This window comes from Pseudorhodoferax soli (assembly GCF_003337555.1).
Classification (GTDB): Bacteria; Pseudomonadota; Gammaproteobacteria; order Burkholderiales; family Burkholderiaceae_C; genus Pseudorhodoferax; species Pseudorhodoferax soli.
Map to the genome: position 1 here is coordinate 1,394,660 of NZ_QPJK01000001.1, position 23,788 is coordinate 1,418,447.

22 protein-coding genes and 1 pseudogene are annotated in these 23,788 nt (G+C 70.0%); 10 read left to right on the plus strand and 13 right to left on the minus strand.

The window, feature by feature from the left end:
- Positions 1–116 precede the first annotated feature (116 nt).
- The 3 genes and pseudogenes from DES41_RS06345 to DES41_RS06355 all read right to left on the minus strand — a co-directional run bounded on the left by DES41_RS06345 (position 117) and on the right by DES41_RS06355 (position 3,086).
- Positions 117–1,072, minus strand: a pseudogene (locus tag DES41_RS06345) (IS5 family transposase).
- 648 nt (positions 1,073–1,720) lie between these two features.
- Positions 1,721–1,918 carry a Prevent-host-death protein gene (locus DES41_RS06350; RefSeq protein ID WP_114466708.1) on the minus strand — a complete coding sequence of 66 codons (198 nt, stop codon included), beginning with the start codon at positions 1,916–1,918 and terminating at the stop codon, positions 1,721–1,723.
- A gap of 97 nt (positions 1,919–2,015) precedes the next feature.
- Positions 2,016–3,086, minus strand: a complete 1,071-nt coding sequence (locus DES41_RS06355; RefSeq protein WP_114466709.1) for an ABC transporter ATP-binding protein — start codon at positions 3,084–3,086, stop codon at positions 2,016–2,018.
- A gap of 91 nt (positions 3,087–3,177) precedes the next feature.
- Between DES41_RS06355 and DES41_RS06360 the strand changes: the two genes are divergently transcribed.
- Positions 3,178–4,791 (plus strand): ABC transporter permease, encoded by a 1,614-nt coding sequence (locus tag DES41_RS06360; RefSeq protein WP_114466710.1) that lies wholly within the window; start codon positions 3,178–3,180, stop codon positions 4,789–4,791.
- 3 nt (positions 4,792–4,794) lie between these two features.
- On the opposite strand, the gene infA is transcribed toward DES41_RS06360, so the two are convergent.
- From infA to DES41_RS06375, 3 genes are all read right to left on the minus strand, one after another.
- A complete protein-coding gene (gene infA, locus DES41_RS06365) occupies positions 4,795–5,031 on the minus strand; it encodes a translation initiation factor IF-1 (RefSeq protein WP_114466711.1) in 237 nt (78 codons plus the stop codon).
- 325 nt (positions 5,032–5,356) lie between these two features.
- Positions 5,357–5,947, minus strand: coding sequence for a Pr6Pr family membrane protein (locus DES41_RS06370; RefSeq protein ID WP_211332901.1), 591 nt, complete (start codon positions 5,945–5,947; stop codon positions 5,357–5,359).
- Between the two features lie 3 nt (positions 5,948–5,950).
- Positions 5,951–6,397, minus strand: a complete 447-nt coding sequence (locus DES41_RS06375; protein WP_114466712.1) for an HIT family protein — start codon at positions 6,395–6,397, stop codon at positions 5,951–5,953.
- Positions 6,398–6,510: 113 nt separating this feature from the next.
- Between DES41_RS06375 and DES41_RS06380 the strand changes: the two genes are divergently transcribed.
- Positions 6,511–8,673: a TonB-dependent receptor gene (locus DES41_RS06380; RefSeq protein WP_114466713.1), complete on the plus strand. Its 2,163-nt coding sequence runs from the start codon at positions 6,511–6,513 to the stop codon at positions 8,671–8,673.
- Between the two features lie 4 nt (positions 8,674–8,677).
- Here DES41_RS06380 and DES41_RS06385 read toward each other — a convergent pair whose 3' ends face one another.
- Entirely contained in the window at positions 8,678–9,571 is an 894-nt protein-coding gene (locus DES41_RS06385) for a LysR family transcriptional regulator (protein ID WP_114466866.1), read from the minus strand.
- A gap of 105 nt (positions 9,572–9,676) precedes the next feature.
- Here DES41_RS06385 and DES41_RS06390 point away from each other — a divergent pair, with 105 nt between their 5' ends.
- From DES41_RS06390 to DES41_RS06420, 7 genes are read left to right on the plus strand one after another with little or no spacing between them, the layout of a single operon-like run.
- Positions 9,677–11,794 (plus strand): 3-hydroxyacyl-CoA dehydrogenase NAD-binding domain-containing protein, encoded by a 2,118-nt coding sequence (locus DES41_RS06390; protein WP_114466714.1) that lies wholly within the window; start codon positions 9,677–9,679, stop codon positions 11,792–11,794.
- A 40-nt stretch (positions 11,795–11,834) separates the two neighbouring features.
- Complete coding sequence (locus DES41_RS06395) at positions 11,835–13,022, plus strand: acetyl-CoA C-acyltransferase (RefSeq protein ID WP_114466715.1); 1,188 nt, start codon at positions 11,835–11,837, stop codon at positions 13,020–13,022.
- Between the two features lie 10 nt (positions 13,023–13,032).
- Positions 13,033–14,229, plus strand: coding sequence for an acyl-CoA dehydrogenase family protein (locus DES41_RS06400; RefSeq protein WP_114466716.1), 1,197 nt, complete (start codon positions 13,033–13,035; stop codon positions 14,227–14,229).
- Positions 14,230–14,245: 16 nt separating this feature from the next.
- The gene (locus DES41_RS06405; RefSeq protein WP_114466717.1) at positions 14,246–15,385 is read left to right on the plus strand and encodes an acyl-CoA dehydrogenase family protein; all 1,140 of its coding nucleotides are present in this window, start codon (positions 14,246–14,248) and stop codon (positions 15,383–15,385) included.
- Positions 15,382–16,179, plus strand: coding sequence for an oxepin-CoA hydrolase, alternative type (locus DES41_RS06410; RefSeq protein ID WP_114466718.1), 798 nt, complete (start codon positions 15,382–15,384; stop codon positions 16,177–16,179). Before DES41_RS06405 ends, DES41_RS06410 begins: the two co-directional genes overlap by 4 nt.
- A gap of 35 nt (positions 16,180–16,214) precedes the next feature.
- Positions 16,215–17,378, plus strand: a complete 1,164-nt coding sequence (locus DES41_RS06415) for a CaiB/BaiF CoA transferase family protein (RefSeq protein ID WP_114466719.1) — start codon at positions 16,215–16,217, stop codon at positions 17,376–17,378.
- A 32-nt stretch (positions 17,379–17,410) separates the two neighbouring features.
- A complete protein-coding gene (locus DES41_RS06420) occupies positions 17,411–18,412 on the plus strand; it encodes a Bug family tripartite tricarboxylate transporter substrate binding protein (RefSeq protein WP_114466720.1) in 1,002 nt (333 codons plus the stop codon).
- 9 nt (positions 18,413–18,421) lie between these two features.
- On the opposite strand, the gene DES41_RS06425 is transcribed toward DES41_RS06420, so the two are convergent.
- The 5 genes from DES41_RS06425 to DES41_RS06445 form a co-directional block, all read right to left on the minus strand.
- On the minus strand, positions 18,422–18,838 hold the full coding sequence (locus tag DES41_RS06425; protein ID WP_147282803.1) for a hypothetical protein: 417 nt from the start codon (positions 18,836–18,838) through the stop codon (positions 18,422–18,424).
- A gap of 91 nt (positions 18,839–18,929) precedes the next feature.
- Entirely contained in the window at positions 18,930–19,214 is a 285-nt protein-coding gene (locus DES41_RS06430) for a DUF3253 domain-containing protein (protein WP_114466722.1), read from the minus strand.
- Complete coding sequence (locus DES41_RS06435; protein ID WP_114466723.1) at positions 19,211–19,969, minus strand: DUF72 domain-containing protein; 759 nt, start codon at positions 19,967–19,969, stop codon at positions 19,211–19,213. The genes DES41_RS06430 and DES41_RS06435 overlap by 4 nt, the downstream gene beginning before the upstream one ends.
- Positions 19,966–20,529 (minus strand): DNA-3-methyladenine glycosylase, encoded by a 564-nt coding sequence (locus DES41_RS06440; RefSeq protein ID WP_114466724.1) that lies wholly within the window; start codon positions 20,527–20,529, stop codon positions 19,966–19,968. The genes DES41_RS06435 and DES41_RS06440 overlap by 4 nt, the downstream gene beginning before the upstream one ends.
- 97 nt (positions 20,530–20,626) lie before the next feature.
- Positions 20,627–21,001 (minus strand): hypothetical protein, encoded by a 375-nt coding sequence (locus DES41_RS06445; protein WP_211332902.1) that lies wholly within the window; start codon positions 20,999–21,001, stop codon positions 20,627–20,629.
- A 236-nt stretch (positions 21,002–21,237) separates the two neighbouring features.
- Here DES41_RS06445 and DES41_RS06450 point away from each other — a divergent pair, with 236 nt between their 5' ends.
- Entirely contained in the window at positions 21,238–22,695 is a 1,458-nt protein-coding gene (locus DES41_RS06450) for an iron-containing redox enzyme family protein (protein WP_114466725.1), read from the plus strand.
- Positions 22,696–22,778: 83 nt separating this feature from the next.
- Here the strand turns inward: DES41_RS06450 and DES41_RS06455 are convergent, their stop codons facing one another.
- On the minus strand, positions 22,779–23,663 hold the full coding sequence (locus DES41_RS06455) for a LysR family transcriptional regulator (RefSeq protein ID WP_114466726.1): 885 nt from the start codon (positions 23,661–23,663) through the stop codon (positions 22,779–22,781).
- Positions 23,664–23,788: the final 125 nt, after the last annotated feature.

Genomic DNA, 23,788 nt, shown 5'->3' on the forward strand with positions numbered 1-23,788 from the left:
TTTGCGATGTGCTGATGGCACCCACTCACGTCGATTCGGAATTTCGCACTGCTCCGCGGCCGCCTCTAGGCCGCTTTCGGCGCCCTGACAGGCCTTTTGGCCAATCACAGGCGCACTCATGCCTGCGCTCCCATCAAAGTTCGCCGCGCCCTCCACAGGTTGGACAGCGCAAACAGCGTGTGCAACTGCGCGGTGTTCTTCTTCAGCCCGCGGTAGCGCACCTTGACGTGGCCGAACTGGCGCTTGATCACCCGGAACGGATGCTCGACCTTGGCCCGAATGCTGGCCTTGATGCGTTCGAGGCGGTCGCTCAGATCCTCGACCGGCTTGTTCTTGTCCAGCAGCTTGCGTTTGCCTGACCGCATCGCGATGTTCCAGCGCACGCCTTCCTTGGCGTCGGGGCGCTTGTTGGCGCCCTGGTAGCCGGCATCTCCCCAGGCTTCGGTTTCCTCGCCGTGCAGCAAGGTATTGGCTTCGACCACATCGCCCACGCTGGCGGCGGTGCCGCGCACGGTGTGCACCAGACCGAAGTCGGCATCCACGCCGATGTGGGCCTTCATGCCGAAGTACCACTGGTTGCCCTTCTTACTCTGCTTCATCTGTGGGTCGCGCTCGCCCGAGGCGTTCTTGGTCGAACTCGGGGCGGCGATCAGCGTGGCATCCACCACCGTGCCGGCGCGCAGCAGCAACCCCTTGGCGCTGAGCAGTTCGTTGATGAGCGCAGGATCTGCGGGGCCAGCTTGTGTTCTTCCAGCAGCCGGCGAAAGCGCAGGATCGTCGTCTCGTCGGGCAGCGCTGTGTCCTAGTTCAGGCCAGCGAATTCGCGGAACAGCGGCACGTCGTGCAGCGCCTCTTCCATGGCCGGATCGCTCAGCGTGAACCATTGCTGCATGAAGTCGATGCGCATCATCGTCTCAACGGCAAAGGGCGGCCGACCGCGTTTGCCTTCAGGGGCGTACGGCGTGAAGGCAACGAGCGCCGCCCAAGGCACCACGCGTTCCACCTCCGCGAGGAACTCGCGCTTGCGCGTGCGCTTGGTCGTCAGGTTCAGGCCCAGGTCGGCTTGCTTCATGACTCAGATTTTCTGCGCAACTCGGCTGCGGCTCAGCACATCGCGGCGCGCTTTGTGCAGACCTTCCTTAACGCTCCATGGCTGATCGAGCTGGGTCGCCAGCAAATCTGGAGATGCTCACGACTATGGCGAGCGCAATGCGGGCGCAGCGCGCGTGGCTGAATACCACAACTAAGCGACGGTCCTAACGGTCACGGGCAGTCCCGTGAGCCGGGAAATCACGTCGTGTTTGACCGAGGCAACCGAACCGATCTCAGGCGCGGTGGACGCCAGCAGGACGTGAGGCACGGACCAATATGTGTGCGGCACGCAGGCGTGTGGGATCACTGCGATGTCCTGCGACAGTGGCACGAGCAAGCAGTCCGCGAGCACCTATCGGAGTACTTGGCCAGCGCTTCCCATCAGTGCTTGAAAAGGCAGGCCAGTACCTCGGCCACGTCAGAGATGGACAGAGCGAGCCGTGCGGCACCACGCTCCTGAGCCTCGAACGAACTTTCGAGGGGCGAATGCCGGATGACCGCCCGCAGGTAGGGCGGATGCGGCGCATCCACCGTGACGAGGTCTCCTGCGGGAAGCCGCCCCAGATGTCCCGCCGCTGCCACAAGTGTTTTTTGTGGACTGGCGTGCGCGCAACCGTCATCAGGTCCCCTAGTGGCACAGTTCCGCCACAGCCTCCGCCGGCGAAGCGCCCCACAAACCCCGCCCCGTGCCGCGCAGCGCGAGGAAGCGCGCACGCGGCCGCGCCTGCGCCAGCATCTCGGGCGGCACGATGGCGGGGTAAGGTTTGCCGTAGCGCGTCCACAGGCTGGGCTCGCCGGCATGTGCGCGCGAGGCCCGGTCGGGCAAGTACTGCGCTCCTGTTTGAGTCCAACGGTGCGCAGGGTCATGCTGGCAATCGAGACCGTCCGCACATCGTAGGGAACGCCCACCACCTGGCGCAGGCCTACCCACCCCGCGGAAACATCACCACATGGTCCAAATCCGCCCGCACCCCGATCCACTCGCCGATGCGGTGGTCGTGGTGGCTGGGCACATGGGCCAGGACGGTCTCGCCCGAGGCCAGCCTGAGCGTGTAGAGAAACTCCGAGCCGCGGAAGGCCTTGCGCATCACCTCGGCCTTGACGGGCGCCTCGTCGTCGTGCACCACGTCGTCGGCGCGCAGCAGCAGGTCTTGCGGGCCGCCTTGGGCGAGGCTGGCAGCGGCCTGCGCCGCGGCCGCGCCGTTGACCGGGCCCAGCGGCGTCTGCAGCACCACATGGCCATCCACCGTGGAGACGGTGGCCGGCGCAAACACGCCATGGCCGATGAAGTCGGCCACGAAGCGCGTGGCCGGCCGGTGGTACAGCGTGTACGCATCGGCCCACTGGTGCAACTGGCCTTCGTGCATGACGCCGATGGCGTCGCCGATGGCGAAGGCCTCCAGCTGGTCGTGGGTGACGAACAGGGCCGTGGTCTTGGCCGCCTTGAGGATGGCGCGCACCTCGTGCGCCAGCCGCTCGCGCAGCTCCACATCGAGGTTGGAGAAGGGTTCGTCCAGCAGCATGAGCTGCGGCCGCGGCGCCAGCGCACGGGCCAGCGCCACGCGCTGCTGCTGCCCGCCCGAGAGCTCGTGCGGTGCACGCCGCTCGGCGCCGCCCAGGCCCACGAGCTCCAGCACCTCGGCCACGCGCGCGGCGCGTTCGGCCTTGGGCAGGGCCGACAGGCCAAAGCCCACGTTGCGGCCCACGTCCAGGTGGGGAAACAGCGCGTAGTCCTGGAACACCATGCCGATGCGGCGCTGCTCGGCCGGCAACTGCAGGCCCGGCGCGCTGACCGGCTGGCCCGACAGCCGGATCTCGCCGCCCTGGGCCGGCTCCAGCCCGGCCACGGTGCGCAGCAAGGTGGTCTTGCCGCAACCCGAAGGGCCGATGAGCACGCCGATCTCGCCTGCGGCAAGGCCGAAGCTCACATCGGCCACGGCCGGGCGCGCGCGGCCGGCGTATTGCACGACCAGGTGGGAGACATCCAGGAACATGGCCGCGATTGTAGGCAGCGCGATGCGTACAATTCTCATCTCTCCGGGGCGCCTGCCGCCCCTCTCTCCGTCTCTCTCCACCCCCTCCCGGATGCCCCGTCGCTGGCTGTCTCTGCCCTGCATGCTGCTGGTCGCGACCTTGCTCACGCTGCCCGTGCTAGCGGTGCTGGCGTCCTGGGCGCAGTGGGATGCGCAGACAGCGCAGATCCTGCGGGAGCTGGGCCAGACCGTGCTGCCGGGCTACATCGCCACCACCTTGGGCCTGGCCGCCATGGTTGGCGTGGGTGTGGTGCTGATCGGCACGGGCGCGGCGGCCTGCGTGACGCTGTTCGACTTCCGCGGCCGGCGCACGCTCGAATGGGCGCTGCTGCTGCCACTGGCCATGCCCGCCTATGTGGTGGCCTACGCCTACACCGACTTCCTGCAGTTCGGCGGCCCGGCCCAGACCTGGCTGCGCGAGAGCTTCGGGCTGCGCGGGCGCGTGCTGCCCGAGGTGCGCAGCCTGGGCGGCGCGGCCATCGTGTTCACGTTCGCGCTGTACCCCTATGTCTACCTGCTGGCCCGCACCGCGCTGGCCGAGCGCGCTGCCCACCTGATGGAAGCCGCCCGCCTGCTCGGCGCGCCGCTGGCCCGGCGCATCCGCCAGGTTGCGCTGCCGATGGCGCGGCCGGCCATCGCGGCCGGCACGGCGCTGGCATTGATGGAGACGCTGGCGGACTTCGGCGTGTCCAGCTACTTCGGCATCCAGACCTTCACGGCCGGCATCTACAAGGCCTGGCTGGCGATGGACAACCGCATCGCCGCGGCCCAGCTGGCAACCATGCTGCTGGTGTTCGTGGTCGTGCTGCTCGCGCTCGAGCAACGCGCACAGGCGCGCATGCGCTTTGCCAGCACGCGCGGGCGCGCCGGCAGCCACGACGGCCGGCCCCTGGCGCTGCGCGGCTGGCGCCAGCTGCTGGCGCAGGCGCTGTGCGTGTTCCCCGTGCTGATGGGCTTCGTGCTGCCCGTGGCCTTCATGCTGCGGCCGCTGGCGGCCGACTGGTCGGTGCTGCCCTGGGACCGTTTCGTGCAGTGGGCCACCAACAGCATCTGGCTGGGCGCGCTGACCTCGGCCATCGCCGTGGCGCTGGCGCTCTTCCTAGCGTTCTGCGTGCGGCACACGCCACGCACGCTGCAGCGCGCTGCCGTGCAGCTCGTGGGGCTGGGCTATGCGGTGCCGGGCGCGGTCATCGTGGTGGGGCTGCTGCTGCCGGTGGGCTGGCTGCAGCAGACCATGCCGCAGCTGGGCGCGGCCTACTGGGTCACGGCCACCGCGCTGGGCATCGTGTGGGCCTACCTGGTGCGCTTCTGTGCCGTGGCGCTGCAGTCTATGCAGAGCGGCTATGCGCGCATTCCGCAGAGCTTCGACGATTCGGCACGCACCATGGGCACGGGCAGCTTCGGCCTGATGGCGCGCGTGCACTGGCCGCTGTTGCACCGCTCGGCAGCTGCGGCCGCGCTGCTGGTGTTCGTGGACGTGATGAAGGAGTTGCCCGCCACCATGGTGCTGCGGCCGTTCAACACCGACACGCTGGCCGTGGTGGCCTACCAGCTGGCGCGCGACGAGCGCCTGGGCGAAGCCGCCCTGCCCTCGCTGGCGCTGGTGGTGGTGGGCCTGCTGCCCGTGGTGCTGCTGAGCCGCACGCTGCGCAGCAGGCCGGCCTGAAGCTCAGCGCGGGCCGCGCGTCTCCAGGTGGCGGAACTTGATGCGGCCCTTGCTCAGGTCGTAGGGCGAGAGTTCCAGCGTCACGCGGTCGCCTGCCAGGATGCGGATGTGGTGTTTGCGCATCTTGCCGGCGCTGTACGCCACCAGGCTGTGGCCGTTTTCGAGTACGACGCGGTAGCGCGAGTCGGGCAGCACTTCCTCGACCACGCCGCTCATTTCGATCAGGTCTTCCTTGGCCATCTTCAGCTTTCGGTCTGTTTGCCTTCCAGCCCACCGTGCCAAGCCCGGCAGGCCAACCAATCATGGGAAACACGTTGCCAGACGCCCTGCGCTGCGCCGGCAACACGCCGGTGCGTGGCGGCCAGTTCGCCAATGCGGCGGAAAGTCTAACGGATGGTGCGCGCCGCTCAGCGGCGTCGGCTCCGCCTGCGCGCAGGTGCTGCGCACCGCCACGCGCAGCGCCTCACACACCGCTGAGTGCCTTTGCACAAGCAGCTTCGTCCAGGACCGTTCCCCCGCGCCCGGCCACGCAGGTGGTCGGCAGCGCGGTTGCGCAGTTGGGCCGTCACGCACCCGGCCTCGCAACGCGCTGGCCCGCCCTGTGCAACGCCCAGCCCACGGCCAGGAACGTCGCTGCAATGCCCACGGCATACGCCGCCACCGCGCCCTGGCCACCGGCCCTGGCGGGATCGAGAAACGGATACGGGTACCAACCGATGCTGGCACCGCGCACGACACAGTAGACGAGGTAGACCGTGGGAAACACCAGGGCCACCCCCACCAGCCTCGGCCCCAACGGAGTTGACGGCGGACGCAACACCCAGTCGAGCACGATCGCCACCGGCATCACGTAGTGCAGGACGACATTGACCCAGGGCAGCAGCCCGCCCAGGTCGGTGTTGCGCAGCAGCACGGCGAAGACCAGGCCGACGACCGCCATGTTGACGGCGGAAAGGTAGCGCGCCCGGTCGAGCCAGCCGCCCCCACGCGCCAGCACGCTCAACAGCAGCACGAGGACGGCGGCGATGTTGGACAGGTTCGTGAAGTAACTGAAGAAGTTCAACACGCTGTACGCGCCCTGCACGTGCAACACCAGTTGCCGGCCGATGGCCATGCAGGCCAGCAAGGCGAGGGCCAGGCGTGCAAACGTGGGCACGGCTCAATCCGCCGGCAGCGCAGCCCGCAGCCGCGCCGCGTGGTCCTGCAACACCGCCGCGCCAGGCTCCTTGCGCGGCCAGGCCAGCGCCATGCCGTCGTCCTCGTGGCGCGGCAGCACGTGCAGGTGGAAGTGGAACACCGTCTGCCCGCCGACCGGGCCATTCGCCTGGAACAGCGTCATGCCGGGCGGATCGAACGCGGCCTGCACAGCGCGCGCCATGCGCTGCGCGGTCTGCAGCACGGCGCCCGCCTCTTCGGGCGTGATGTCCAGCAGCGTGACGGCATGGCGCTTGGTCGCCACCAGCACATGGCCGGGGTTGACCTGGCCGATGTCCATGAAGGCGATGGTCAGCGCATCCTCGTAGACCTTGGCGGACGGGATCTCGCCGGCCACGAGGCGGCAGAAGATGCACTGGCCGGGCGGCGAGTGGTCGACGAACATGGGCATGCGGGGGTCTCCTTTGCGGCGCATGGTAGCCGCGCACGCGCTGGGCAGCCTCGGTTTGCTACCATTCAAATGAGAACGCTTTTCATTTGATAACGCCACCCGAGGCCAGACCGATGCACGCACGCCACCTTCTCCGACCAACCCCCATCGCCCTCGCACTGCTCGCCTTCAGCACCTGTGCGGCAGCGCAGACGGCCGCCACTGCGGCCACCGCGGCAGGCACGCTGGACCAGGTCAACGTGCGCAGCAAGTATGAGCGCGAGGACCTGCCCGTCCGCGCCGCGGGCAACAAGGCTGCCTCGGGCGCGCGCCTGGGCATCCTGGGCGCCACGTCCATCATGGACGCGCCCGTCCACGTCAACGCCTACACGCGCGAACTGGCCGAAGACTGGTCGGCGCTGACGCTGCAGGACGTGCTGGAGAACGACCCCGCCGTCGTCTTCACCACCAACAAGAACCATCTGCTGCAGAACTTCAACCTGCGCGGCCTGGACATGGGCGCCATGGACATCGCCACCAACGGCCTGTACGGCATCGCGCCGGCCAACGCCGTGCCGATCGAGATGTTCGAGCGCATCGAGGTGCTGCGCGGCCCCAACGTGCTGCTCTCCGGCATGCCCCCGGGCTCCAGCGTGGCCGGCACCGTGAACATGGTCACCAAGCGCGCGCTGGCGCAGCCCATCGCCGACCTCACGCTGACCTACGGCACGCATGCGTACTTCCAGGCCCATGCCGACGTGGGCAAGCGCTTTGGCGACGAGAAGCGGCTGGGCCTGCGCTTCAACGGCGTCTACGGCGACGGCGAGATGGGCGCCAAGGACGAAAGCCAGACCCGCCGCGTCGGCGCGCTGGCGCTGGACTACCAGGGCGACCGCGCGCGCTTCTCGCTGGACCTGTACGACAGCGTGAACAAGATCGAGAACGGCAGCCCGGGCATGTTCAACTTTCAGAGCGTCAGGGTGAACTCCGCGACGGTGATCCCCGGCGTGGGCTACCTGCTGTCTCCGCCCGATGGCGACACCAACATGTTCCGCGGCACGCACGGCCGCTACGACAACAGCGGCCTGCTGGCGCGCGCCGAGGTCGACTTCAACGCCGACTGGCAGGGTTACCTCGCGCTGGGCGGCTCCGAAGCCAAGGGCACGGGCCTGCTGTTCGGCACCCGTGCCATCGTCACGGGAGCGGACGGCACCACGCGCGGCGCCATCTACAACGTGCACACCGAGTCCGAGCGCCGCACGGCCGAGACCGGCGTGATCGGCAAGTTCGCCACGGGCAGCGTGCAGCACCGGCTGCAGCTGTCGGCCAATGTGCTCAAGCACAAGGAGGGCACGGTCAACACCGCCTGCGCCTACTGCTACACGACCAACATGTACGACCCGGTGGCTCCCGCCTTCCCGGCGGCACCGGTCTGGGGCGGCTACACCGTCGAGAACGATTTCCGCTCGCTGGCCATCGCAGACACCATGGGCTTCGCCGGCGAGAAGCTGCTGCTCACCGTGGGCGGGCGCTACCAGACCGTGAAGCAGACCAACGCCGCCACTGCAAACGCACCGCGCACCGACTACAGCGAAAGCCGCTTCTCGCCCATGGTCGCGGCCGTGGTGCGTCCGTGGGGCGATTGGCTCTCGCTGTTCGGCAACTACACCGAAGGGCTGGAGCCTGGCCAGGTCGTGGGTGTGGGCTATGCCAACGTGGGCGCGTCCCTGCCTCCCAAGCAGACCAAACAGATGGAACTGGGCGCCAAGCTGCAGGCCGGCGCCATGACCCACACCGTCAGTGCCTTCCAGATCAAGCGCCCGTCCTTCACCGGCACCGCGCCTGCCGCCCTGGTCGAAGGCGGCGAGCAGCGCCTGCGCGGTCTCGAATGGAGCATGTACGGCCAGGTGCTGCAAACCGTCTCGCTGCTGGGCGGCGTCACCCACATCAAGTCCGAGCAGCGCAACACCGGCCGCGACACCTACGGCGTGCCCGAATGGCGTGCCCGCATCGGCGCGGACTGGCAGACCCCGGTCGCCGACCTCAAGGTCGGCGGCCGCATCGTCTACACCGGCTCGCAATGGGCCGACTCAGGCAACCGGCTGAAGGTGCCCTCCTGGAACCGGCTCGACCTCAACGCCAGCTACGCCACCCGCTTCGGCAGCACGCCCGTGCGCTTCAACGCCAGCGTGGAGAACGTGACCGACAAGAACTACTGGATCGGGATGTTCGGCGACGGCTTCGTGATGGCCGGCGCACCGCGCACGGCGAGGTTGTCGGCCACGGTCTCGTTCTGATCGCTCAGGCGCGCGCCTGCGCGCGCCGCAGCACGTACTCGATGAACGTCGCCATCGCCCGCGTGTGGTGGCGGTTCGGCATGTACAGCAGGTGCATGCGCGTGCCGAAGATCGACAGCCGCCAGGCGTCCAGCGCGGTCACCACCGTGCCGGCCTCCAGCAGGTCGCGCACCGTGTAGTCGGGCACCAGGCCCACGCCCAGGCCGGCGAGCACGGCCTCGCGCAGGAACATGAAGTTCTCCGAGATCAGCGTGGGCTCGATCAGCACCTCGTGCCGCTCCTCGTCCTGGTAGGCGGCCAAGCGCAGCTGCTTGCCGATCACGGCGGCCGTCAGCAGCGGTGTGTGCTGCAGGTCTTCCAGCCGCTGCGGCAGGCCGGCCTGCTCGGCATAGGCGCGTGAGGCGCAGGCCACGAAGCGCACCGGCCCCAGGTCGCGCGCCACGAGGTTCTGCGGCGGTTCGGAGAGCACGCGCACGGCCACGTCGACCTCGTCGCGCATCAGGTCTTCCACGCGGTTCTCGAACAGCACGTCGAGCACGATGGCCGGGTGCAGGCGCTTGAACTCCAGCAGCCAGGGCGACATGGCCAACTGCCCATAACCGCTGGGCACCGACAGGCGCACGCGGCCGCTCAGCTCCTGCCCCAGCGTGGCGATGGACTCGCGCGCAGCCAGCAGCTCGTTCTGGATCACGCGGCCGTGTTCGTAGAGCTTGAGCCCGATCTCGGTGGCCTCCAGCCGGCGCGTGGTGCGGCGGATCAGCTGCTGGCCGATGGCGCGCTCCACCTGGTTCAGGTGGTAGCTCACGTTGGCGCGGCTCATCTTCATGCGGCGCGCGGCTTCGGCCAGGTTGCCGGCATCCAGGATCTGGACGAGCAGCGTCAGAGATTGGACATCCAGGCTCATTGTTCAAATCGGCTTGACGGTGTGTTTGAAGTCTATGCCATTGTCAAACCGGAATCGCGAACGAACAATGCCCGCTCCCCAACACGAAGAGACAACGCCATGGCAAACACGCCGGACGAACAAGTGGTGCGCACCCAACTGCACGGCAAGGTGCTGCTGGTCACCGTGGACAACCCTCCCGTGAACGCCCTGGGCGCTGCCGTGCGCCGCGGCCTGGCCGACGCCATGGAGCGCGCCGAGACCGACGCGGCCGTCGCCGCCGTGCTGATCGTGGGCGCCGGCAAGAGTTTCATCGCCGGGGCCGACATCCGCGAATTCGGCCTGCCGCCGCAGCCACCGCTGCTGACCGATGTCTGCAAGCGCATCGAGGCCTCGAAGAAGCCCGTGGTCGCCGCCATCCACGGCGCCGCGCTGGGCGGCGGGCTGGAAGTGGCCATCGCCGCGCACTACCGCATCGCCGTCGCCAACGCCAAGCTCGGCCTGCCCGAAGTGCTGCTGGGCCTGCTGCCCGGCGCCGGCGGCACGCAGCGCGCGCCGCGCCTGGTGGGCGCTGCCGCCGCGCTCGACATCATGCTGAGCGGCCGCCACGTCGGCGCCGCCGAGGCGCTCAAGCTCGGCCTCATCGACCGGCTGGCCCAGAGCGACGACACGCTGGCCGAGGGCCTGGCCTACGCGCAGGAATTGCTGGCCGCCAACGCCGGCCCGCGCCGCTCGCGCGATGCCACGGGCCTGGCCGACGTGGAGGCCAGCCGTGCCGCCATCGCCGCCGCGCGCGCAGAACAAGGCAAGAAGGCGAAGAACCTGTTCTCGCCCCACCGCATCGTCGACGCGGTGGAAGCCGCGCTCGACAAGCCCTTCGACGAGGCCCTCAAGTTCGAGCGCACGCTGTTCATGCAGTGCCTGGAAAGCCCGCAGCGCGCCGGCCTGATCCACGCCTTCTTCTCCGAACGCGACGTGGCCAAGGTGCCCGAGGCCGCAGCCGCCGAGCCGCGTGTGCTGAAGAGCATCGGCGTGGTCGGCGGCGGCACGATGGGCGCCGGCATCGCCGTGTCCGCGCTCGATGCCGGCCTGCCCGTGACCATGGTGGAGCGCGACGAGGCCTCCATCGCCCGTGGCCGCGCCAATGTCGAGAAGGTCTACGACGGGCTCGTCGCCAAGGGCCGCATGACCGCCGAAGCCAAGGCCAAGGTCATGGCGCGCTTCACGGGCTCGACCGACTACGCGGCCTTCGCCGAGGTGGACATGGTGATCGAGGCCGTGTTCGAAGACATCGAGGTCAAGAAGGCCGTGTTCAAGGAACTCGACCGCGTCTGCAAGGCCGGTGCCGTGCTGGCCACCAACACCTCGTACCTGGACATCGACGCCATCGCCGCCAGCATCGCCCGGCCGCAGGACGTGATCGGCCTGCACTTCTTCTCGCCGGCCAACATCATGAAGCTGCTGGAGATCGTGGTGCCGGCCAAGGTCAGCGCCGACGTGGTGGCCACGGCCTTCGCGCTGGCCAAGAAGCTCAAGAAGGTGCCGGTGCGCGCCGGCGTGTGCGACGGCTTCATCGGCAACCGCATCCTGGCCGTGTACCGCCAGGCCGCCGACCACATGATGGAAGACGGCGCCAGCCCCTACGCCATCGACGCGGCGGTGCGCAACTTCGGCTACCCGATGGGCCCGTTCCAGGTGTCCGACCTGGCCGGCGGCGACATCGGCTGGGCCACGCGCAAGCGCAAATCGGCCACGCGCGACCCCCAGGCCCGCTACGTGCAGGTGGCCGACCGCATCTGCGAACGCGGCTGGTTCGGCCAGAAGACCAGCCGCGGCTGGTACCAGTACCCTCAGGGCGCACGCACCGGCGTGGAAGACCCGGAAGTGCTGGCCATCGTGGATGCCGAACGCCAGCGCGCCGGCATCACGCCGCGCGCCTTCACCGAAGAAGACATCATGCGCCGCTACATGGCCGCCATGGTCAACGAGGGCGCCAAGGTCGTGGCCGAGGGCATCGCGCTGCGCCCGCTCGACGTGGACGTGACCTTCCTCTACGGCTACGGCTTCCCGCGCTTCCGCGGTGGCCCGATGCACTATGCCGACACCGTGGGCCTGCCGAAGATCCTGGACGACATCCGGGCATTCGCCAAGGAAGACCCGCTTTTCTGGCAGCCCGCGCCGCTGCTGGTGCAGCTAGTCGAAGAAGGCAAGAATTTCGCCAGCCTCAACAAGTCCTGATCCCGTACCGACAACCGACACCACAACCGGAGACTCTCCCATGCGCGAAGCCGTCATCGTTTCTACCGCCCGCACGCCACTGACCAAGTCGCACCGCGGCGAATTCAACATCACGCCCGGCCCCACGCTGGCGGCCTTCGCCGTCAAGGCCGCCGTCGAGCGCTCCGGGCTCGACCCGGCGCTGATCGAGGACCTGATCATGGGCACGGGCTACCCCGAGGGCACCACCGGCCGCAACATCGGCCGCCAGGTCGCGCTGCGCGCCGGCCTGCCGCTCGAAGTGGCCGGCCTCACGGTCAGCCGCTTTTGCGCCTCGGGCCTGCAGGCCATCGCCAGCGCAGCCGGCGCCATCGTGGCCGGCGCCCCGGCCATGGTGGCGGGCGGCGTGGAAAGCATCTCGCAGATCCGCACGCGCAGCGCCACCGATGCCGGCGATTCGGGCATGGACCCGTGGCTGGTGGAACACAAGCCCGCGCTGTACATGGCCATGATCGAGACCGCCGACATCGTGGCTGCGCGCTACAACATCAGCCGCGAGGCGCAAGACCGCTTCTCGGCCGAAAGCCAGCGCCGCACCGAGGTGGCGCAGAAGACCGGCGTCTACGCCGACGAGATCGTGCCCTGCACCACCACCATGGCAGTGACCGACAAGGAAACCAAGGCCGTGACGCACCGCGAGGTGACGGCCACCGTGGACAACTGCAACCGCCCCGGCACCACCTACGAGGCCCTGGCCAAGCTGCAGCCCGTGCGCGCGCCCGACCAGTTTGTCACCGCCGGCAACGCGTCGCAGCTGTCCGACGGCGCATCGGCCTGCGTGATGGTCGAGGCCAAGGAAGCCGAGCGCCTGGGCTTGAAGCCCCTGGGCGCCTTCCGCGGCTTCGCGGTGGCCGGCTGCGAGCCCGACGAGATGGGCATCGGCCCGGTCTACGCCATCCCCAAGCTCCTGAAGCGCCATGGCCTCACGGTCAACGACATCGACCTGTGGGAACTCAACGAAGCCTTCGCCTCGCAGGCCCTGTACTGCCAGCAGCAGCTCGGCATCCCGCACGAGAAGCTCAACGTGAACGGCGGCGCGATCTCCATCGGCCACCCCTTCGGCATGACGGGCGCGCGCCTGGCCGGCCATGTGCTGCTGGAAGGCCGCCGCCGCAAGGCCAAGTACGCCGTGGTCTCCATGTGCATCGCCGGTGGCATGGGCGCCGCCGGTCTGTTCGAAATCTATTGAGGAGTCCGCGATGGACCTGAACTTCACGCCCGAGGAACTCGCGTTCCGCGACGATGTGCGCAGCTTCCTGAAAGACAAGCTGCCCGAGCGCATCGCCGACAAGGTCAAGGCCGGCCAGCGCCTGACCAAGCAGGACCAGGAGGAGTGGCACGCCATCCTGCAATCGCGCGGCTGGCTGGCCTACCACTGGCCCAAGCAGTATGGCGGCCCGGGCTTCACTGCCGTCGAGAAGTTCATCTTCGACACCGAGTGCTGCCTGGCCGGCGGCCCGCGCATCGTGCCCTTCGGCGTGAGCATGCTGGGCCCCGTGCTCATCAAGTACGGCAGCCAGGCGCACAAGGACCACTACCTGCCGCGCATCCTCTCCGGTGAGGACTGGTGGTGCCAGGGCTACAGCGAGCCCGGCGCGGGTTCGGACCTGGCCTCGGTCAAGACCACGGCTGTGCGCCAGGGTGACCACTACATCGTGAACGGCCAGAAGACCTGGACGACCCAGGGCCAGCACGCCGACATGATCTTCAGCCTGGTGCGCACCGACCGCGAGGCCAAGGCCCAGTCGGGCATCAGCTTCCTGCTCATGGACATGAAGGCGCCCGGCGTGGAGCTGCGCCCCATCCGCACGCTGGACGGCGACCGCGAGGTCAACGAGGTGTTCTTCACCGACGTGAAGGTGCCCGTGGAGAACCTGGTCGGCGAAGAGAACAAGGGCTGGACCTACGCCAAGTACCTGCTGACCTACGAGCGCACCGGCATCGCCGGCGTGGGCTATTGCGTGGCCACGATGGAGAAGCTCAAGGTCATCGCCGCCAAGGTGCTCAAGAACGGCAAGCCGCTGGACCAGGACCCGCTGTTCGCCGCGCGCATGGCCCGGGTCGAGATCGACCTGGAGAACATGAAGACCACCAACCTGCGCGTGCTGTCATCGGTGGCCCACGGCGGCGTGCCGGGCGCGGAAAGCTCCATGCTCAAGATCCGCGGCACCGAGCTGCGCCAGGAGATGCTCTCGCTGATCCGCCGCGCCATGGGCCCGTATGCCGCGCCCTACATCGAGGCCGCGCAGTACGAGGGCTACAACGGCGAACCGCTCGGCCCGGACGCCGCCGCCACGGCCGCGGCCAGCTACTTCAATTACCGCAAGCTGTCGATCTTCGGCGGCTCCAACGAGATCCAGAAGAACATCATCTCCAAGATGATCCTGGGCCTGTGAGCAGGAGAGCGACACCATGAACTTCACACACACCGAAGACCGCCGCATGCTGGCGGACTCGCTGGACCGCTACCTGGCCGAGCAGTACGGCTTCGTCGAGCGCGACCACATCGCCTGGAGCGAGCAAGGCACGAGCGACAAGCACTGGAACCAGCTGGCCGAGATCGGCGCGCTGGGCGCGCTGTTCCCCGAATCCGTGGGCGGCTTCGGCGGCGCCGGCTTCGACGTGGCCGTGGTCTTCGAAAGCCTGGGCAAGGCCCTCGTGGTCGAGCCCTTCCTGGGCGCGCTGGTGGTGGGCCGGGCCATCGCGCAGGCCGGCAACGCCGCACAGCAGGAACGCATCGCCGGCCTCGTGGACGGCAGCACCGTGGCAGCGCTGGCGCACGACGAACCCGGCAGCCACTACGAGCCTACGCAGGTCGCCACGCGCGCCGAGAAGCATGGCAGCGGCTGGGTGCTGAACGGCGCCAAAGCCGTGGTGCAGCAGGGCCAGCGCGCCGGGCTGCTGCTGGTCTCCGCGCGCACCGCGGGTGCGGTGGGGGACGCGCAAGGCATCTCGCTGTTCCTGGTGCCCGGCGATGCCAAGGGCATCGGCTGGCGCGGCTATTCCAAGATCGACGGTGGCCGCGCGGCCGAACTCACGCTGGAAGGTGTGCAGGTCGGCGCCGACGCGCTGCTGGGCAGCGAGGGCGCCGGCGCCGACGTGCTGGAACACGCCACCGGCTGGGGCCTCTTGGCGCTGGCGGCCGAGTCGCTCGGCGCGATGGAAGTGGCCAAGCGCGACACGCTGGAGTACCTGCGCACGCGCAAGCAGTTCGGCGTGCCGATCGGCAGCTTCCAGGCGCTGCAGCACCGCATGGCCGACCTGCTGATCGAGGTCGAGCAGGCACGCTCGGCCGTGATCAACGCGGCCGCGGCCATCGACGGCGACGACCGCATCGCGCGCGAGCGTGCGCTGTCGGCCGCCAAGTTCAGCGTGGGCAAGATCGGCGCCCGCGTGGCCGAGGAAGCCATCCAGCTGCACGGCGGCATCGGCATGACCTGGGAACTGCCGCTGGCGCACTACGCCAAGCGGCTCGTGATGGTCGACCACCAGCTGGGGGACGAGGACTTCCACTTGCAGCGCTACATCGATCTGGGCAGGGAGGCCGCATGACGACCGACGCCCTGCTCACGCGCCGCGAGGGCGCCGTGCTGGTCCTCGTCAACAACAACCCCGCCGCGCGCAACGCGCTGTCGGCCGAGTTCTACACGGCCGCCACCCAGGCCCTGGCGGATGCGGAAGCCGACCCCACCATCGGCGCCGTGGTGCTGACCGGCGCGGGCAACTTCTTCTGCGCCGGCGGCAACCTGAACCAGCTGATCACGCGGCGCGCCATGGCCCCGGCCGACCGCCGCGAGCGGCTGGAGCTGCTGCACGGCTTCGTGCGCCGGCTGCGCGACAGCAGCAAGCCTGTGATCGCAGCCGTGGAGGGCGGCGCCGCTGGTGCCGGCCTGTCGGTGGCGCTGGCCTGCGACCTGTTGGTGTCCTCGCGCGAAGCCTTCTTCAGTGCCACCTACATCAAGGTCGGCCTCACGCCCGACGGCGGGCTGACCTCCTTCCTCGCGGAGTTCGTCTCGCGCCAGCTGCTGACCGAGCTGTGCCTGACGGGCGAGCGCGTCACGGCCGAGCGCCTGCATGCGCTGGGCGCGGTCAACCGCCTGGTCGATGCCGGCCAGGCCGAGGCCGCGGCCATCGCGCTCGGAGCGCAATTGGCCGAGGGCCCGGCCCGCGCCAGCGCGCGCATCAAGGCATTGTGCCGCGGCGCGCACGCACGCTCGCTGGACGAGCAGCTGGAACTGGAAGCCGCGTCCATGGTCGAAAGCCAGGGTGACGACGAGGCGCAAGAGGGCATCGGCGCCTTCCTTGGCAAGCGCAAAGCGGACTTCGCGGCACTGCGCCGGCGTTGACAATCGCGCATTCACAACGAACGGAGACCGTTTCCATGACCGCAACTTCCCCTGGACTGCCGCTGGCCGGCGTGCGCGTGCTCGATTTTTCGCGCGTGCTGGCCGGGCCGCTGTGCGCCCAGGTGCTCGGCGATTTCGGCGCCGATGTCGTCAAGATCGAGCACCCCCAGCGCGGCGACGACACGCGCGACTGGGGCATCCGCGTCGGCAAGACCGAGACCACCTACTTCAACAGCATGAACCGCAACAAGCGGTCCATCGCGCTCGACCTGGCGACCGAAGAAGGCCAGCAGCTGGCCCGCCAGCTGGTGGCCAAGGCCGACGTGCTGGTGCAGAACTTCAAGACCGGCGGCATGGAGAAGATGGGCCTGGGCTACGAGCAGTTGCGCGCCATCAACCCGCGCCTGGTCTATGTCTCGGTGACGGGCTACAACCGCGGTGGCCCCGAGGCCAAGCGCCCGGGCTACGACCTGGTGATCCAGGGCCAGGCCGGCATCATGGCCATGAACGGCGAGGAGGGCCAGGGCCCGCTCAAGTTCGGCATCGCCGCGGTCGACCTCATGACCGGCATGGCCAGTGCCCAGGCCGTCCTGGCCGCGCTCTACCAGCGCGAGAAGACCGGCACCGGCCGCCATGTGGAAATGGCGCTGTACGACTGCGGGCTCATGATCACCGCCTACAGCGGCCTGGAGGCGCTGCACCTGGGCGAAGACCCGCCCAAGTACGGCAACGCGCACCCGTCCATCGTGCCCTACGGCGTGTTCGACGCGGCCGACGGCCCGGTCATCATCAGCGTGGGCAACAACGCGCAGTTCGAGCGCCTGTGCATCGACGCGCTGCAGCGCCCCGACCTGGCCGCCGACGAGCGCTTCAAGACCAACCTGGGGCGCGGCCAGAACCGCGCCGCGCTGCTGCCCGAGCTCTACAAGGAGATCGGCAGCCGCCCACGCGACCAGCTCATCGCCGCCATGACCAAGGCCGGCATTCCCTGCGGCGAAGTGCTGGGCCTGCACGAGGCGCTGACCTCGCAGCGCACGGTGGAAGGCGGCCTGGTCACCGAGCAGCCCCATCCCGTGGCCGGCACCACCCAGGTGCTGGCGCCCCCCTACCGCATGGACGGCGAGCGCCTGCCGGTGCGCCTGCCGCCGCCGCAACTCGGCGCCGACCGCGACACCGTGCTGCGCGACTGGCTCGGCTGAGCCACCCTTCTTTTCACGACCCGTTTTTCCGCATGACCGATTTGCACCGTCCCGCTTCCACCCTCACCCGCCGCAGCCTCACGGCGCTGGCCCTCGGCACCGCACTGGCGCCGCTGGCCGGCTGGGCCCAGGGCTTTCCGAGCAAGCTCATCACGCTCTACGTGCCCTTCCCGCCCGGCGGGCCGACCGACACGGCCTCGCGCATCGTGGGCCAGAAGATGGGCGAGATCCTGAAGCAGACCGTCATCGTGGAAAACCGGCCCGGCGCCTCGGGCTCCATCGCGGCCGCCGCCCTGGCGCGCATGCCGGCCGACGGCCACAGCCTCATGATGCTGGCCACGCCCACGCTGCTGGCGCCGCACCTGTACCCGGCCGTCAAGTTCGACATCAACAAGGACTTCACGGCCGTGGGCACGACCTACGACCTGCCCATCGTGGTGGTGGTCAACCCCACGCAGCTGCCCGACGTGCGCACGCTGCCCGAACTGATCGCCAAGGCCAAGGCCAGCAAGACGCCGCTGAACTACACCAGCTCGGGCCAGGGCAGCTTCGGCCACCTCACCATGGAGCTGCTCAAGATCCAGGGCGGCTTCGACATGACGCACGTGCCCTACAAGGGCGGCGTGCCGGCCATCACCGACCTGCTGGGCGGCCAGGTGCCCGTGATGTACGCCGACATGGTCGCCGCGCTGCCGCACATCCAGGCCGGCAAGCTGCGCGCCATCGCGGTCGGCTCGCCGCAGCGCCTGCCCTTCCTGCCCGACGTGAAGACGGTGGCCGAGCAGGGCTTCCCGGGCTTCTCGGCCGTCTCCTGGGGCGGCCTGCTGGCACCGGCCGGCACGCCGGCAGCGGTGGTCAAGACACTCAACGACGCACTCAAGCAAGCCCTGGCCGATGCCACGGTACAGGACAAGCTGAAGAACGCCGGCACCTTCGCCGCCTGGCAGTCGCCAGCCGACACGGCCGCCCGCATCCGCAGCGACGACCAGCAGTGGGGCAAGCTCATCAAGGACAAGGGCATCGCAGGCAGCTGAGCCCGCGGCTCACGCGCCCAGCGCGATGCGGCGCAGCCGCTCGATCTCGGCGCGGCCCAGCGAGGTGATGTCGATGACGATGGCGCGGTCGCCATCGCCGTCCTCCCGGTCGTCGTAGGTCACCGCCGCCTCCACCATGCCCTGCCTGCGCAGCACATCGACGAGGCGCACGGCGCTGCCGGACACCGGCAAGGGAAACAGCGCCCTGGCCAGGCCGACCAGGTAATCCCGGTCCGACTGTTCGCTGGCATCGGCCGGCTTCCCGTCGGCCTGCGCCAGCCGCGCACGCACCCAGGCGCTGCCGCCCAGCGCACGCAACTGTTCCGCTTCGGCCTGCGAGAGTTCCAGCCGCACGGCCACCATCTTTTCCGGTTGTGGCGGCGCACCGGCAGGCGCTGCGGTGTGGGTATCGGCATGGGGATCCATGGGGTTCTCCGTGGTGGTGCAGTCCGGCCCGGCGGGCCGCCACCGCACCCGGCCCATTGGAGGCCGGGGCCGGGCTGGCGGCAGCGGGGCATCACCGCCGCTTGCCGTCAGCGGCCATGCCGAGTCCAGATGGCAGGCCCAGGCGGATCGGCCCGCCCGGCGCCGTGGCGTCCACCGGCACACCGCCGCGCGTCACCCGCAGCCGCCCGGCCTGGGCCAGGTGCTGCGCCACCTGGCGCACCTGCGGCATCAGGCTGCGCCAGCGCCCGCCTTCGGGCAGCAGCGTGCGTGCCACTTCGGACGGGCAGACGGTGGCGCCGGGCCGGCGCGCGCCCAGCAGCGCGGCGATGCAGCCTTCGATGGCGGCGTCTGTCATGCCCCGCCTGCCAGCGCCTGCAGCCGCAGTGCATCGGGTGCCGCGGCGCCCGATGCGGTGTTGTCGAAGATGCACCAGGGCTCGGCACCGGCCGGCCAGCGCGCGAGTTCGGCCGCCCGCGCCTGCAGCCAGTCGTCGCCATAGGCTGACCAGTAGGTGCGCGGCGAGCCGTGCCAGCGGTGGTAGACCACGGCACCGGCACCATCCCCGGCCGGCCCCAGCCAGCCGCCAGGGACCGCCGCCGCCGGCCAGCGTGCCGGATCGGCCGCGACACGGCCGACGCGCCAGCGCACCAGCGAGCGGTCGGCCGCGGCCTCGAACCAGCTCGCATGGCGCGGCTCGCAGACGACCGCACCGTCGAACAGCCCCGCCAGCAGCCGAAAGAACGTGCCCACCGGCCGGGCTTCGAAGGCCAGCGAGGGCGGCAGCTGGACCAGCAGCACGCCGAGGCGGTCCCCCAAACCCGCCACCTCGTCGATGAAGCGTTCCAGCGGCGCCCGTGCGGCGCGCAGGCGCAGTTCGTGCGTGATGCTGCGCGGCAGCTTCACCGCGAAGCGAAAGCCCGGCGGCGTCTGCGCGGCCCAGCGCGCGTAGACCTCGGGCCGGTGGCTGCGGTAGAACGAGGTGTTGATCTCCGCACAGTGCAGCACCCGGGCATAGCGCGCCAGGTGGCTGCCCTCCCCGGCAAAGCGTTCGGCCACCGCGCGCGGGATGCTCCAGCCCGCCGTGCCGACGCGCAGCGCCGGGCGGCTCATGGAAACCGCCGGCTGACGAAGCGCGAACCCCGCAGCCCGAAGCGCCAGGGCATCTCCTGCGCCTTGGAGATGCCGATGCGCGGGCCCACCACCACGTCCGCGCGCAGGGCCGCCGGCCGCAGTTCGAACGGCGCCCGGTCCAGCGGCAGGCCGTCGTGCGCCGGCGTGATGCCCAGTGCCTGGCCCACGCGGCCCGGACCGGCGCACAGCAGCAGGTCGACGACCGGCCCGCGGCGCGTGCGCATGCGGTCCAGGCCTTCGGTGGGTTCCAGCGCGCGGATCAGCACGCCGGCGCCGTGGCCCGCCTCGCGGCAGACCAGGTTCAGGCACCAGTGGATGCCGTAGGAGCGGTACACATAGGCATGGCCGGGCGGGCCGAACATGCTGGCGTTGCGTGCATCGGGCCCGCGGTGGCTGTGCGAGGCCGGATCCTCTGCGTCGTAGGCCTCGGTCTCCACGATGCGGCCGCCGACACCGTCGACGAGCAGCACCGCACCGATCAAGGCGCGGGCCAGATCGACGGACGAGCCCTGGAAATCGAGAGCGGCAGGAGCAACCATGCAGGCATGCTAAGCACGGCCGGCCGGCATGCGCGTCAGCCGCAGCCGTACAGCCGCGTCAACGCGGTTCTGCGCCCGGCAGGCCGCAGGCGCTGCATCAAGGCGCGCCGATGCCCGCGGGGTCTGGGTCGGACGACAAGGGTGCGGATGTGCGCCAGTCGCTTGCCTGCGCCGCGGCGTCCCGGTGGGCCGGCTCTGCCGGGCGGGCCGACGGCGCCCCCGCCCAGCGGCGCAGGCCATCGCGGCCCGATGCAGCACGGAACAGCAAGGCACCGGCCACCATGGCGTGCAGCACGGCACCCACCCGCGTCTGCGCGCGCAAGGCGCACAGCGCGAAGGCGCCTGCGCCGAGCAGCGTGGCCGCGTGCTCCTGCGGCGCGCTCTCGCGTGCGTCGTCGTAATCGATGATGTCGCGGACGTGCTGCTTCAAGCCCGTGGCCGAGCCGGTGGCGTGGTCGAACGTGTCTGGCATGTGGTGGTCTCCCGGTTGGCCACCACTGTGGGCGCCCGCACGCGCGCCAACAGGCCGCCAGGCGGCCGTCGAGCCGTCGGAGAACATGCCGTCCCGGCCTGCGTGCATGGCCGGCACGCGGCAACCGCCATCAAGCCTGCGTCGGACACGAGACGCCGGCGCACCGGATGCCGTCCCACGTCCACACGTGGCAACGCCTGCGGTCTATCGCTTGCGGCATTGGGCAAGGTGGAGCCATGCATTCCACCCCTACATCCGCCCTGCCCGCGCCGACCAGCGCCAGCGCAGCCACTGCAACCACTCCAGCCGCAACGCCACGCCAGGCCTACCCGTGCTCGGACGACCGCTACCCCGCCAGCATCGGCCTTGCCATGGCACCGCCGCGTGCCAGCTCGTACCGGGCGCTCTACGAGGAGCTCGTCAACCCGGCCACCGAGCGGCTGGTGGCACAGCGTCGCTCTCTGGCGCTGCTGCGCGACGCGCTGGACGCCGTGGCAAGCCAGGCGGACGACCTGCCGGCCTCGCCCGAGGGCCTGGTCGACTGGATGACGGCTTCGGCCAGGAAGGCCACCGATGCCTACCAGGACTACCTGGACCAACGGCGCGCCGGCGCACCGCGCCGCTTTTTCTCCAGCCGCACGCACGCGCTGTACTTCCTGCAGGCCGTGGCCCCGACCAAGCTGGTCGACGGCTCCTGGCTGTTCGGCTGCATGCGCCATGCGCGGGACCCGCGCATGGCGGGCCTCGCGCAGACCTACCTCGAAGAGCTCGGCAACGGGGACCCGGGCAAAAACCACGTGCTGCTGTACCGCGAACTGCTGCGCGCGCACGGGCTGAACGAAGGCACGCACCTTGGCGACGAGCACTTCGAGCAAGGCACCATCCAGCTGGCACTGGGACACACGACCGAGCAGCTGCTGCCCGAGGTGATCGGCTTCAACCTGGGCTACGAGCAGCTGCCGTTGCATCTGCTGGTCACCGCCTATGAGCTCAACGAACTCGGGCTGGACCCTTACTATTTCACGCTGCATGTCACGGTGGACAACGCCGACAGCGGCCACGCGCGCAAGGCCATCGACGCGGTGGCGCTGAACGCCGCGCGCTTCGCGGACGCCCCGCGCTACTGGGAACGCGTGCGCCAGGGCTACCGGCTCAACGACCTGGGCCTGGGCACGGCCAGCGTCATCTCCGGCTTCGACCTCGATGCCGAGGTGCTGCGCATCTTCATGGCCAAGAGCGTGGCGGGGGCCGGCGCGCATTCGGACTACTGCCGGATCGAGGGCCGCACCGTCAACGCCTGGCTCAGCGATCCAGAGCAGGTCGGCGAGTTCCTGCAGGCCCTGGTGCGCAAGGGCTGGATCGTGCCGGGTGCAGACCCGGCGCAAAGCCGCTTCTGGCAGCTGCTGGTGGGCGAACGTGCCGAGATGTTCGGCGTGTTCAGCGACTATGAATTGCAGGCCCTGTTCGACTGGATGCGCGGGCCCGCCGCCGCGGACGGCCGGCGCTATGACACGCCGGCGCACGGCCCGGCACGCGCACCGAGCTTCCGCGCGGCGCAACGCCTGCGCGCCAAGGCCGGTGCGGACGTTCCGCAGCCGCAGGACGCAGCGCCAACCCTGTTGGCGCCGGGCGCGCACTGGACGCCGCAGGGGCTGGACGCCACGCGCGCCCTCGTCGCCAGCCTGCGTGGCTGAGGCCGCCCCGCGGCTGAGGCCGCCCCGCGGCTGCGCGCGACGGCCAGGCCGCGGCCCTGCCATCGCGCGGGCCCGAGGCGGGCTCAGCTGCCCTGCACCACCGCGTCGCGGAAGTCGGTGCACACCGGCGACAGGTAGCCTGCCGCGCGCCAGAACACGCCCAGTTCACGCCGCCACAGCAGCGCGTCGCCCGGCAGCGCCACCAGGCCGTGGCCTTCGGGCTGCAGCAGCAGCTGCGCCGGCATGATGCCCAGCAGATCCGACTGGCGCAGTAGATCGGCGAAGGCCGAAGGCGAGGCCGTGCTCTCCACGGCCACGCGCGGTGGCGGCAGGCCGGCCTCGGTGAAGCGCTCGTCCAGCCACTGGCGCAGGTAGAGCGAACTGGCCGGCAGCGCCCAGCGTTCGGCGGTCAGGTCTTCCAGCGTGTGCAGGCTGGCGCGGCGCGGGTGCTTGGCACGCAGCGTGACGCGCAGGTCCAGCGGGCCGAGCGGGTGCCACGCCAGGTCGCGCGGCACGCGGTCGGGCCGCGCGGCCAGCACCAGGTCGACCTCGGCGCGCTGCAGCAGCGCCAGCAGCCGCGCGCTCAGGTGCGTCTCGATGCTGAAGTGCGCCAGCGGCCGCTGCGCGACGAAGCGCGCCAGCAGCGGCGACAGCAGCGTGGACATCAGGTAGGGCAGCACGCCCACGCGCACCGCGCCGGCACGCGCCTGGCGCTGCTCGGCCAGGTCGCCTTGCAAATCGCCCATGGCCAGCAGCACGCGCTGCGCATGCGACTGCAAACTGATGCCGGCCTGCGTCAGCGCCACGCCGTGGCCGCTGCGCTCCACCAGGCGCAGGCCGGATGCGGCTTCGAGCCGCGCCAGCGTCTTGGACAGCGCCGACTGCGTGACACCGCAGGCATCCGCCGCACGGTGCAGGTTGCCGTGCGCGGCCAGCGTCAGGAACGCCTGCAGGTCTTCCAGCCGCATCCGCATCCTTCGCGCGTGGGGCCAGCCGCAGATTCCCGGCGGGCATCGGAATGGGCCCGGCAGGAATCCCGCCGGACCGGGGCGCGATCCTAAACTGCCCCGCAAGCGCGCAGCCCGGGCAACGG

Coding starts and splice junctions, on each gene's coding strand:
- infA (WP_114466711.1), bottom strand. CDS start 5,031: ATGGCCAAGGAAGACCTGATCGAAATGAGCGGCGTGGTCGAGGAAGTG.
- DES41_RS06375 (WP_114466712.1), bottom strand. CDS start 6,397: ATGCCCATGTTCGTCGACCACTCGCCGCCCGGCCAGTGCATCTTCTGC.
- DES41_RS06355 (WP_114466709.1), bottom strand. CDS start 3,086: ATGTTCCTGGATGTCTCCCACCTGGTCGTGCAATACGCCGGCCGCGCG.
- DES41_RS06410 (WP_114466718.1), top strand. CDS start 15,382: ATGACGACCGACGCCCTGCTCACGCGCCGCGAGGGCGCCGTGCTGGTC.
- DES41_RS06390 (WP_114466714.1), top strand. CDS start 9,677: ATGGCAAACACGCCGGACGAACAAGTGGTGCGCACCCAACTGCACGGC.
- DES41_RS06450 (WP_114466725.1), top strand. CDS start 21,238: ATGCATTCCACCCCTACATCCGCCCTGCCCGCGCCGACCAGCGCCAGC.
- DES41_RS06395 (WP_114466715.1), top strand. CDS start 11,835: ATGCGCGAAGCCGTCATCGTTTCTACCGCCCGCACGCCACTGACCAAG.
- DES41_RS06425 (WP_147282803.1), bottom strand. CDS start 18,838: ATGGATCCCCATGCCGATACCCACACCGCAGCGCCTGCCGGTGCGCCG.
- DES41_RS06400 (WP_114466716.1), top strand. CDS start 13,033: ATGGACCTGAACTTCACGCCCGAGGAACTCGCGTTCCGCGACGATGTG.
- DES41_RS06380 (WP_114466713.1), top strand. CDS start 6,511: ATGCACGCACGCCACCTTCTCCGACCAACCCCCATCGCCCTCGCACTG.
- DES41_RS06360 (WP_114466710.1), top strand. CDS start 3,178: ATGCCCCGTCGCTGGCTGTCTCTGCCCTGCATGCTGCTGGTCGCGACC.
- DES41_RS06405 (WP_114466717.1), top strand. CDS start 14,246: ATGAACTTCACACACACCGAAGACCGCCGCATGCTGGCGGACTCGCTG.
- DES41_RS06430 (WP_114466722.1), bottom strand. CDS start 19,214: ATGACAGACGCCGCCATCGAAGGCTGCATCGCCGCGCTGCTGGGCGCG.
- DES41_RS06415 (WP_114466719.1), top strand. CDS start 16,215: ATGACCGCAACTTCCCCTGGACTGCCGCTGGCCGGCGTGCGCGTGCTC.
- DES41_RS06420 (WP_114466720.1), top strand. CDS start 17,411: ATGACCGATTTGCACCGTCCCGCTTCCACCCTCACCCGCCGCAGCCTC.
- DES41_RS06455 (WP_114466726.1), bottom strand. CDS start 23,663: ATGCGGCTGGAAGACCTGCAGGCGTTCCTGACGCTGGCCGCGCACGGC.
- DES41_RS06440 (WP_114466724.1), bottom strand. CDS start 20,529: ATGGTTGCTCCTGCCGCTCTCGATTTCCAGGGCTCGTCCGTCGATCTG.
- DES41_RS06435 (WP_114466723.1), bottom strand. CDS start 19,969: ATGAGCCGCCCGGCGCTGCGCGTCGGCACGGCGGGCTGGAGCATCCCG.
- DES41_RS06445 (WP_211332902.1), bottom strand. CDS start 21,001: ATGCCAGACACGTTCGACCACGCCACCGGCTCGGCCACGGGCTTGAAG.